Source organism: Novosphingobium sp. RL4 (assembly GCF_035658495.1).
Taxonomy (GTDB): Bacteria; Pseudomonadota; Alphaproteobacteria; order Sphingomonadales; family Sphingomonadaceae; genus Novosphingobium.
The window spans coordinates 2974320-2984138 of the sequence record NZ_CP141944.1; the positions used below are offsets into that span (position 1 = coordinate 2974320).

Genomic DNA, 9819 nt, shown 5'->3' on the forward strand with positions numbered 1-9819 from the left:
AATTTGACGTGGAGAAGCCCCAACTCAAGATGGAATTCCGCAGAAACCCTTCAGGATAAACACGTGCACGCCCCCCGCTCCCCCACCACGATCGAGCCGGAACTCCTGATGCTGGCCTATCGCAGCGGAATTTTTCCGATGGCGGACAGCCGCGACGATCCGGAAATCTTCTGGATCGAGCCACGCCTCCGCGCGACTCTTCCGCTCGATGGCTTTCACATGTCGCATTCACTCGCTCGCACCTTGCGGCGCGGACGCTTCACGGTCACCTGCAACGCCGCCTTTTCGCAGGTCATGGACGCCTGCGCCGCGCCGCGCCGCGTCCGCCCGGATAGCGACGACGAAGGCGGAAGCTGGATCAGCCATCGCATCCAGTCCAGCTACGAAAGCCTTCATGCACTGGGCCATGCCCATTCGATCGAAGTCTGGCTGGAACGCGAATCGAGCGAACGCGAACTGGTAGGCGGGCTCTACGGCGTCGGCTTCGACCGGGTATTCTGCGGCGAAAGCATGTTCTCGCGGGAGACCGATTCGTCGAAAGTGGCGCTATGCTGGCTGGTAGCGGCGCTGCGGCGGGCCGGTGCGACCTTGCTGGACTGCCAGTTCATGACGCCGCACCTTGCATCGCTGGGCGCTGTGGAAATGCCGCAGAAGCGCTATCTTGCGCTATTACAGCAGGCTCAATCCTCGACGGGAGCCTCGGGGGACGCGACAGGAGCCGGAGCGACGGCCGATGGCGCGGCGGTCGGCGAAGATACAGCGGCAGGCGCGGAAGCCGTGCTCGCACTGCCGGCGGCTTTTGCGGCATTGCTGGAGGATGCCTCTGCCGTGGGCAAGGCTTCTTCACCCGGGAAGGTCATAGCGCAGGCCTTGACCCAGACATCGTAGACCGGATGCTCGACGACGTTGAGCGCCGGCGAATTCTTGAACAGCCAGCCCGAGAACACCTTGCGCCAGCCGAGTTTTTCGGCGGCATTGCGGCGTTCCTCGGCGAAGACCTGCACAAACGCACCCTCTTCCTGCGGCCGCTCCCAAGGGAGTGACTTCTCGCAAGTGGCCACCTTGACGACGAGGTTGCCGATGCGGCGCGCCTCGCCCGGCTTCATCACCAGGTCCTGCGTCAGGTTGTTGCGCTTGTTGAGGACGCCGAGCGTGACCACGCGGTCCTTGTTCGGCGTGCCGATCTGCTGCCCCTTGGCGGCTTGCGCCGGTCCAGCCTGCATCCCCGCGATGGCATCGGGAACGCTGGTGTCCTGCGCCTCGGGCGCAGGTTCGCCGCTACCGCACCCCGCGAGGAGCGGCAGCAGGACGAGAACGGGTGCGAGGGCATGAACCGGCTTCAAGGCAGCGCCCCTCAGGCGTCGGGCGACCACGCTTCGTAGTCGCCGGTGGCGGCGGCACGCTTCCCGCCGCGCTCGAGCGCGCCCTGGGGGCGATAGGCGGCGGCGGTACCGGTGGCGTTGGGCGTATAGTCCACTTCCCAGATGCGCGGCGGCGCCAGATGGCTTTCCGGCACGCCGTCATAGGAATGGTGCAGCCAGCCGTGCCATTCGGAAGGCACGTTGCTGGCATCGTTCGCGCCGGCATAGATCACCCAGCGGCGTTCATAGCCCTCGGTGGTACGCACCTTGTCCCGCTTGGAACGATAGTACTTGTTGCCCTGCGCGTCGGTGCCGACGTGCTCGCCATTGCGCGAGCTCCAGAGCGAGGTGCCGATGGTGGCGCCGTCCCACCAGGTGAAGATCTTGGACAGGATTCCCATGAGCGGCGCGTTAGCGCTGTTCGCAGCGGATGCCAAGCGTGTTGAAAGCGGACACCGGGCATATTCGCTCCATCCGCGCGAGACATGCCCAAAACAGCCATACGAGCTTCCGCCATTCGGCAGTACCTCCGTTTCCGATACGACCCGGCCGCCTCAAGGCTGGACATGTGGCAAGCCGGGGAACACCGTGCCTTCGGGAGAAATGCCGAAGGCTGCGTTTGATCGATATCGAAGCGCCATATCGAACAGGGGAATGTTCGCATGCCTCCATGGTCACTCTTCCGGATTGTCCTTTGCGCTCTTGTGCTTGCGACTTTCGCACCAGCACATGCCGGCCTTGCGGCAGCCCGCACGCCGCCGCCACTCACCCAACTGCCGAAGCTGGGTGCCGATTCGGCAAGAACCTCGGTCTCGGGCCTGTCCTCGGGCGGGTTCATGGCCGTGCAGTACGCCGTGACCTATTCGGCAAGCACCATCGGCGCCGGCATCGTTGCTGGCGGGCCTTACGGCTGCGGCCTCATGGGGCTGGCAGCCACCCTGCCCTGCATGAAGGGTACACCTTCCGGAAGCGGAAGCTATTGGGCCGCAAACTGGTATCAGGGATTGGGCGCAATCGATCCGATCGCCCACATCGCCCGGCAGCGCATCTACCTTTTCCATGGCACTGCCGACAGCATCGTGGGCTCGGCAACGATGAAGGCCGTGCACGATTTCTACACCGACCTGCATGTCCCGCCGGCCAATCTCGCCTACATCGCAGACTTGCCCGCCGGGCACGCATTTCTGTCCATCGCCCTGGGCGGGGCCTGCGATGCCAATGCAGATCCCTACGTCAATCGCTGCAAGGTGGACGACAAGCCTTACGATCAGCCCGGCGCAATCCTCACGCAGATACTCGGCCAGGCTCTGAGCGCGCGCGCCGAAACGCTCTCCGGCAAAGTGCGCAGCTTCGACCAGCGTCCCTACCTGAGCCCGTTCAGCGCTATGGCCGACACCGGCTACCTCTACGTCCCCGCCGGATGTCGGAAATCCGGCGCGAAGTGCGCGGTACATGTCGTATTCCACGGGTGCGGTCAGGCCGCGAAATATGTGGGTGACGATGTCTACGGCCAACTCGGCTTCAATAACTGGGCGGATACCAACGGGCTGATCGTGCTCTACCCTCAGGTCGAGAAGAGCCAGCCCCTGCCGTTCAACCCGATGGGCTGCTGGGACTGGTGGGGCTATACCGGGTCAACCGCCTTTGCCACGCGCTATGGCCCGCAGCTCAGTTCGGTTCGTGCCATGGTCGAGCGATTGGGCGGGGAAGACTGACCCCTGCCCCGCCGTCCGCTGCCCTACCAGCGCATCTCATCGCCCGGCTTGATACCCAGTTGCGCCGCACGTCCGCCATTAAGTTCGAGAACGCCGATCGCCACGCCCTTCGCCGGCAGCGGGGTTTCATCGTAGGGCACCGCATTCGCCGCAATATTGAGGATGCGGTGATCTGTCCCGATGAAGATGATATCGAGCGGGATCACTGTGTTTCGCATCCAGAAAGCGGCACGGCGCGGCGTCTGCTCCGGAAAAATCATGCCCTCGTCAGCCCCCATTTGCGTGCGGAACATCAGCCCTTTGGCCTGCTCCGCTTCGCTGCGCGCCACTTCGACCATGAACGTGTGCGTTCTGCCGCCCGACTGCACCTTGAGCGGGACCACCGGCAAACCTGATTCGGAATGAACCGCGGGCTTGCCCGACGCCTGACCGGCCGCCACCTTGTCATCGCCCTGAGAGCATCCCGTAGCCGCCATCAGGCCGGCCAACGCGAAAACGAAGCAACGGGTCAGGCGCACTCAATAGTCTCCGCAGTCAGATTCGGCCCATTGTTCGGCCGCTTCAGGATCGTCGGCTTCTACGACCCTGCGGGCAATGTCGAGCCGGTGGCCGGCCCGCAGCATCGCCGCGATATGCTTTTCCCGCGTAGGCCGATCTGGCAAATCCCGCGCGAAGGGCCCCAGCCGCCGCCGCCGCGCCAGCACCACCGCCGCCTGACGCTCCGCCGCGGCATCGGGCCGCATCTCGTCGCGCAGTTCCTCACCAAGACCGGCCTGGCCGAGCGCTTCGCCCACACGCCGCGCCCCATAACCGCGCCTCAGCAGGCTTCCCGCCTTCATCCGCGCCCAGCCGGCATCGTCAACATAACCCAGTTCCACGTAGCGCGCGATCAGCCGGTCGATATCGGGCCGTTCCTCCTCGTCCCAGCCACGCTCATGCAGCTTGCGCTGGAGATAATCGCGTAACTTGCCTTGCGTAGTGGCGAAACGCGCGACATAGGCCAGCGCCAATTCTTCCAGGCGGGGTCCCGTAAGGGGCTGTGGATTGTGACGCTTGGCGGACATCTTGCCCTATTCGTGCCACAGTCGGCTCGGAATGGGGAGAGCGCGCGGAACTTGGCATGTGGAACAGCTATCTCCGGTTCATGTAACGCCGGTTAGAAGCGCCCGGTTCCGATAAGATAAACGTTATAACAACAACGGGTTAGAACGAAATGAACGACACCATCAACATGGTGCCGCAAACGAGCGAAGCACTTGTCGCCACCCCCAACAGGGACGCGCTTGCCCGCCGGTTTGCCGATTTCGACACCTTCTGCGATGCGCTCGACTATGCGGCGCAGGGCCAGCGTGGATTCAATTTTCATGACCCGCGCGGCACGCTGAAGCAGGTCTATCCGTATAGCGCGCTGCGCGAGGATTCGATCAAGGTCGCCCATGCGCTGGTCGCTCGCGGCGTGAAACCGGGTGAACGCGTGGCGCTCATCGCCGAAACCGGCTCCGATTTCGCAGCACTGTTCTGCGGCGTGGTCTACTCTGGCGCCTGGCCGGTGCCGCTCCCGCTGCCGACCAGCTTCGGCGGCAAGGACAACTATATCGAGCAGTTGGCCGTCCAGCTTTCCAGCTCGGACCCGATCCTGCTCGTCGGCCCCGACGAGATCGCCGAGATGACCGCGAAAGCGGCCGAACGCCAGGGTTGCGGCCACGCCACCTGGGCTGACTTCGCGGGCAAGGACGCCCCCGAAGTCGAACTGCCCAAGGCCAGCCCGGACGATATCTGCTACCTCCAGTATTCGAGCGGCTCGACCCGCTTCCCGCACGGCGTCGCGGTCACGCATCGTTCGCTCATGTCGAACCTTGCCGCGCACAGCCACGGCATGGAACTGGCCGAGAACGACCGCTGCATCTCGTGGCTGCCCTGGTACCATGACATGGGGCTGGTCGGCTGCTTCCTCTCGCTGATCGCCAACCAGGTCTCGGGCGACTACCTCAAGACCGAGGACTTCGCCCGCCGTCCCCTGGCCTGGCTCGACCTCATCACCCGCAACGAAGGCACCTCGATCTCGTACTCGCCGACGTTCGGCTACGACATCTGCGCACGCCGCATTTCCAGCCAGAGCCATGTCGACGACCGCTTCGACCTGTCGCGCTGGCGGCTGGCCGGCAACGGCGCCGACATGATCCGCCCGGACGTCATGCAGAACTTCGTCAACGCCTTCGCCGATGCGGGCTTCAAGGCCTCTGCCTTCCTGCCCAGCTACGGCCTTGCCGAAGCGACGCTGGCCGTCACCATCATGCCCCCGGGCGAAGGTATCCGCGTCGAACTGGTCGAGGAAGAACGCCTCTCCGGTAGCCCGCGCGACCTCAGCCGCCCGGCCCGCTACCGCGCCATCGTCAATTGCGGGAAGCCCGTGCTCGACATGGAAGTGGTGATCCGGGGCGAGAACGGTGCGAGCCTTGCGGACCACAAGATCGGCAAGGTCTGGTGCCGCGGCACCAGCGTCATGCATTCCTACTTCCGCGATCCCGAAGCGACCGAGGCCTGCCTTGTCGACGGATGGCTCGACACCGGCGATATGGGCTACATGGCGAACGGCTATCTGTTCATCGTCGGCCGCGCCAAGGACATGATCATCATCAATGGCAAGAACCACTGGCCCCAGGACATCGAATGGGCCGTGGAACAGCTGCCGGGCTTCAACCATGGCGACATCGCGGCCTTCTCGGTGGAAATGGACAATGGCGAGGAAGCTCCCGCCGTCCTCGTGCACTGCCGCGTCTCCGATCCGGTAAAGCGCATCGAACTGCGCGACCTGATCCGCGACAAGGTGCGTTCGATCACCGGCATGAACTGCGTGGTCGAACTGGTGCCCCCCAAGAGCCTGCCGCGTACCAGCTCGGGCAAGCTCAGCCGCGCCAAGGCCAAGAAGCTCTACCTTTCGGGCGAGATCGAACCGTTCAAGCTCGCCGCCTGAACCGCGGAACCTGAATGGAATACGGGCCGGAAAGCTACACGCTTTTCCGGCCCGTTTCGTTTTCGGGTGGCTCAGGCGATCGCTTCGTCCACGGGCTCAGCGCTATCCCAGCGCGGGTAGGCCGGCAGCGTCACCAGCAGCCCGCCGCCGAGAATGCAGCCGATCGTCCCGGCCCACAGGAACGGACCATATCCTCCCGAATAGTCGTAGATCGCGCCCGCTATCAGCGGCCCTAGACCCGAGGCGAGCGCAACGATGGCGGACATCATTCCATATATCGCGCCAAAACTGCGCATGCCGGCATAGCCCGCCGTCAGATAGGCGCAGATCTGCATCTTGGTGCCGGCGGCATAGCCATTGACCAGCAAGGCGAATACGATCGCTGCCGTCGATCCCATCGCCACGGTCAGCAGGAAGAAGGTCACGGCCGTCACCCCCATGGTCAGGCCGCCGATCCAGTTGGGCCGGAACCTGTCAAGCAGAGCGCCCGTCGCCAGCTTGCCGATGATCCCGGCAACGCCCGTCAGCGAACTGAGCCAGGCTGCATTGGTCCGGCTCATCCCCGATTCGGTAAGGATCGGAAAAAGATGGATCCCCAGACCCATGGTCAGCAACATGACCACGAACGTCGAGATCGCCACTTGCCATAGCGGACGGCTGCGTAGGGCCTCCTTGCGGGTCAGGCCCGGAAGATGGGCACCGCCACGCGAAACGCCCGTCTCGCCCCGCCTGGCCGCGCGGTCATGCGCATCGTAAAGGAAAAGCACACAGAGCAGCAGCGACAGCCCGCCCCAGCCCAGCCCGAACCACACGAACGCCCCGCGCCATCCCACTTCGTCAATCAGGAAATTGCCGAGCGGCGGCACGATCGCCTGCGCCAGCGCGGTGCCGGCAACGGTAAAGCCCAGCGCGAGCCCCCTCCCCTTGTCGAACACACTGGCAACCGCAGCGGTCCAGATCGTGGACTTGATGCTGGTAAGGAGCACGCCGAACACCAGCCAGAGCGCGATCCACTGCACTTTCGATCCATTCGCAAATGCGAAGGTGCAAGTTGCCGCCATGACGGCAACGAGGCCCGGCAGGGCCAGCTTTCGCGATCCCAGCTTGTCGATCAGGACACCGTAGAACGGCGAGAGAATTGCAGTGATGAAAGTCGCCAGTCCTGGCCCGGCGGATAGCAGGGAGCGGCTCCAACCGAATTCCTTCGACAGCGGCTCCATGAACAGGCCCGTCCCCGCCAGCAGCACGGACAGGAACGAAAATCCGATCGACGAGGCAAGTACGAGCGTCCAGCCCGACTTCCATTCCCCGGCCTGCCCTGGCACGCGCGGCTTGTTCATGGCAATTCTCTCCCTCGGCGCAGAAGCCTAAAGGGAAAGCGAAAATCACCAACCGCAGGGACGATACCCGCGAGAGCGCAGATCAGATGGTGCGATGCAGTTCCAGATAGTCGCGCGGGATGCTGAGCGCCTGAGCGGCGACCTGCGTTTCATGCAGAAACAGCACCAGCGCCACGAGCAAAAGCACGATCGAGGCCAGAAAGATCACCGCGGCCAGCCCATGGAGATCGAGCCCGGCCAGCCCTTGCAGGAAGAGGATCGCCACGGTCGTGCCGATCGCCAGGGCCGACAGCACCATGAAGCGGATGGCTTTGGTGATGATCGTGATGCGCCTGTCGACAAGGCGAATCTCCAGCACGACCATGTCATGCTCGGCGCCCTGCGTTTCGTTATGGAGCTGCTGCAAGGTCCGCGCACGATCGACCACCCGGCCGAGGCGCGTCGAGAGGATATTCAGAATATTGCCGATCGCCACGAGGACGAACACCGGCGTCAGGGCCAACTGGATGGTCTGGACGATCATGGTGTCCTGTATGGCAAACACGCCTCAGACTGCACAGGCCCTGGCCAGCAGACAGACGCCGTTTTCCGCAAATTCGACGTCCTCCAGCGCGGCTGCCAAGCCGCAGCCGCCCGGCCCTATGGCCTCGCCCGCAACCCTGACAGTGCCTTCGCGCGGGATGACCAGCAAGGCGTCGGGATAACGGCCGGCGATTTCGGCCGAAGGGCGCCCTTCAACCTGGTCGAGCAGGAATAGGGGACCATCTACCAGGGTTTCAGTGGCATGCGCCGCCACCCGCTTGTGCCATTTCGCCAGATCGTAAACTTCGCCCTTCGAGACGGCCATGCCTTCTTCAAGGTGAAGTTCGCGCGGCCGGCCATAGTCGTAGAGGCGGTAAGTGATGTCGCTGTTCTGCTGCACCTCGATCAGGCTGACGCCGATACCGATGGCGTGAACTGTGTTGGCGGGAATATAGAAGAAATCCCCCGGCACGACCTCGTGCCAGGTCATCAATCCCTCGATCGAACCGTCAAGCGCAGCTTCGCGCATGTCCTCCTCGCTGATCGGCGCGTTGAAACCGATCCCCAGCGTGGCGCCGGGCTCTGCGGCGAGGATGAACCAGCATTCTTCCTTGCCCTGCCTGCCGATCCCCTTGGCGAGCGTCTGCGCGTCGCTCGGGTGGACCTGCACCGATAGCTTCTCGCTCGTGAAAATGTACTTCACAAGAAGGTCCGGCAGCGCGGCAGGCGGTTCGAACCAGATCTCGCCAATGCGCTTCCCCTCCGGCGCCTTGAACGGCGCGGGCAGGACATCCTTACCCCAGGGCTTTTCAACCTGGCGGATAGGCAGCGCAGCATTCATCGACTTGTCCTTACTGGTTGACGGCACCGGATAGCTTGCCGACCTTTTGCACACCTTGGACGGTGGTGACCAGTATGTCGTTTCCATCGACGACGACGACGACGTTTTCGAGGCCGATGACCGAGACGCGCGGGCCGTCGCTGTCGACCAGGACATTGCGGCAATCCACCAGTTCCGCCTCACCCGCGCCGCGCGCCGCGTTGCCGTCGGCGTCGCGATCGAGCGCTTCGTGCAGGGCGTGCCAGTTGCCGATGTCCGACCACTCCATGTCGGCCGGCACCAGCGCCGCGCGGCGGGTGTTTTCCATCACCGCATAGTCCACCGAATCGCTTTCCACTTCGGCGAAAGTCGCCGCGTCGGGATGGAAGCGGTGGCCGTCGAGCGTGCCTTTCGCCACGGCCTCGCGCACCTTGGCGGCGATCTGCGGGCGGTGCTCGGCGAGTTCGGCCATGAAATCGCTCACCCGGAAAGCGAAGATGCCTCCGTTCCAGGCGTAATTGCCCTCAGCCAGGAAGGCGCGGGCACGTTCGAGGTCGGGCTTCTCGACGAACTGGGCCGTGCGGAAACCGGGCGTGCCCTCGATCGCCTCGCCGCGCCTGAGGTAGCCGAAGCCGGTTTCCGGCGCGGTCGCCTCGATGCCGAAGGACACCAGCCAGCCGTCCCTGGCAAGCGCGGCGGCAGCAGCCGCGGCACGGGCAAACACGTCCGGGCGGCCGATATGGTGGTCGCTCGGGCAGACCAGCATCACCGCGTCATCCGGCAGGCGGCAGGCGGCCAGCGCGATGGCGGCAGCGGTGTTGCGCGCGGCCGGCTCCACGATCACCGAGGCACCTTCCTGCCCGTGAAGCTGCGCCTCGACATGTTCGAGGTGCTGCCGTCCCGTCACCACCACCGGCGCCGCGAAACCCAGATCCGGCGGGCAGCGCGACACCGTCGCCTCGAACAGCGTGCTCTCTCCCACCAACGGCAGGAAAGGCTTGGGCTTGGCAACGCGGCTGCGCGGCCAAAGCCGCGTGCCGCTGCCTCCGCACAGAATAACTGGAACGATCTGGGACATGGGGCTCGA

Annotated in this window: 10 protein-coding genes and 1 pseudogene; 3 read left to right on the forward strand and 8 right to left on the reverse strand. The window is 64.3% G+C overall.

Annotated elements, in window-relative coordinates; all coding sequences use genetic code 11:
• Positions 1-63 precede the first annotated feature (63 nt).
• Entirely contained in the window at positions 64-888 is an 825-nt protein-coding gene (gene aat, locus U9J33_RS14455; protein WP_324696247.1) for a leucyl/phenylalanyl-tRNA--protein transferase, read from the forward strand.
• Between the two features lie 35 nt (positions 889-923).
• On the opposite strand, the pseudogene U9J33_RS14460 reads toward aat, so the two are convergent.
• Positions 924-1223: pseudogene (locus tag U9J33_RS14460) on the reverse strand (DUF2155 domain-containing protein); the annotation flags it as partial.
• Between the two features lie 131 nt (positions 1224-1354).
• Complete coding sequence (locus U9J33_RS14465; RefSeq protein WP_324696249.1) at positions 1355-1762, reverse strand: NADH:ubiquinone oxidoreductase subunit NDUFA12; 408 nt, start codon at positions 1760-1762, stop codon at positions 1355-1357.
• Between the two features lie 303 nt (positions 1763-2065).
• Here U9J33_RS14465 and U9J33_RS14470 point away from each other — a divergent pair, with 303 nt between their 5' ends.
• The gene (locus U9J33_RS14470) at positions 2066-3076 is read left to right on the forward strand and encodes a PHB depolymerase family esterase (RefSeq protein WP_324696250.1); all 1011 of its coding nucleotides are present in this window, start codon (positions 2066-2068) and stop codon (positions 3074-3076) included.
• Positions 3077-3099: 23 nt separating this feature from the next.
• Here U9J33_RS14470 and U9J33_RS14475 read toward each other — a convergent pair whose 3' ends face one another.
• Entirely contained in the window at positions 3100-3594 is a 495-nt protein-coding gene (locus tag U9J33_RS14475; protein WP_324696252.1) for a DUF192 domain-containing protein, read from the reverse strand.
• Positions 3595-4140, reverse strand: a complete 546-nt coding sequence (locus tag U9J33_RS14480; protein WP_324696254.1) for a regulatory protein RecX — start codon at positions 4138-4140, stop codon at positions 3595-3597.
• Positions 4141-4289: 149 nt separating this feature from the next.
• On the opposite strand from U9J33_RS14480, the gene U9J33_RS14485 reads away from it, so the two are divergent.
• On the forward strand, positions 4290-6050 hold the full coding sequence (locus U9J33_RS14485; RefSeq protein WP_185996936.1) for a fatty acyl-AMP ligase: 1761 nt from the start codon (positions 4290-4292) through the stop codon (positions 6048-6050).
• Between the two features lie 71 nt (positions 6051-6121).
• Here U9J33_RS14485 and U9J33_RS14490 read toward each other — a convergent pair whose 3' ends face one another.
• The 4 genes from U9J33_RS14490 to U9J33_RS14505 all read right to left on the reverse strand — a co-directional run bounded on the left by U9J33_RS14490 (position 6122) and on the right by U9J33_RS14505 (position 9810).
• The gene (locus tag U9J33_RS14490) at positions 6122-7390 is read right to left on the reverse strand and encodes an MFS transporter (protein WP_324696257.1); all 1269 of its coding nucleotides are present in this window, start codon (positions 7388-7390) and stop codon (positions 6122-6124) included.
• 82 nt (positions 7391-7472) lie between these two features.
• On the reverse strand, positions 7473-7913 hold the full coding sequence (locus tag U9J33_RS14495; RefSeq protein ID WP_054434356.1) for a DUF2721 domain-containing protein: 441 nt from the start codon (positions 7911-7913) through the stop codon (positions 7473-7475).
• A gap of 24 nt (positions 7914-7937) precedes the next feature.
• Positions 7938-8753, reverse strand: a complete 816-nt coding sequence (locus tag U9J33_RS14500) for a class I mannose-6-phosphate isomerase (RefSeq protein WP_324696261.1) — start codon at positions 8751-8753, stop codon at positions 7938-7940.
• Positions 8754-8763: 10 nt separating this feature from the next.
• On the reverse strand, positions 8764-9810 hold the full coding sequence (locus tag U9J33_RS14505; protein WP_324696262.1) for a mannose-1-phosphate guanylyltransferase: 1047 nt from the start codon (positions 9808-9810) through the stop codon (positions 8764-8766).
• Positions 9811-9819: the final 9 nt, after the last annotated feature.

Coding starts and splice junctions, on each gene's coding strand:
- U9J33_RS14465 (WP_324696249.1), bottom strand. CDS start 1,762: ATGGGAATCCTGTCCAAGATCTTCACCTGGTGGGACGGCGCCACCATC.
- U9J33_RS14500 (WP_324696261.1), bottom strand. CDS start 8,753: ATGAATGCTGCGCTGCCTATCCGCCAGGTTGAAAAGCCCTGGGGTAAG.
- U9J33_RS14505 (WP_324696262.1), bottom strand. CDS start 9,810: ATGTCCCAGATCGTTCCAGTTATTCTGTGCGGAGGCAGCGGCACGCGG.
- U9J33_RS14480 (WP_324696254.1), bottom strand. CDS start 4,140: ATGTCCGCCAAGCGTCACAATCCACAGCCCCTTACGGGACCCCGCCTG.
- U9J33_RS14490 (WP_324696257.1), bottom strand. CDS start 7,390: ATGAACAAGCCGCGCGTGCCAGGGCAGGCCGGGGAATGGAAGTCGGGC.
- U9J33_RS14485 (WP_185996936.1), top strand. CDS start 4,290: ATGAACGACACCATCAACATGGTGCCGCAAACGAGCGAAGCACTTGTC.
- U9J33_RS14495 (WP_054434356.1), bottom strand. CDS start 7,913: ATGATCGTCCAGACCATCCAGTTGGCCCTGACGCCGGTGTTCGTCCTC.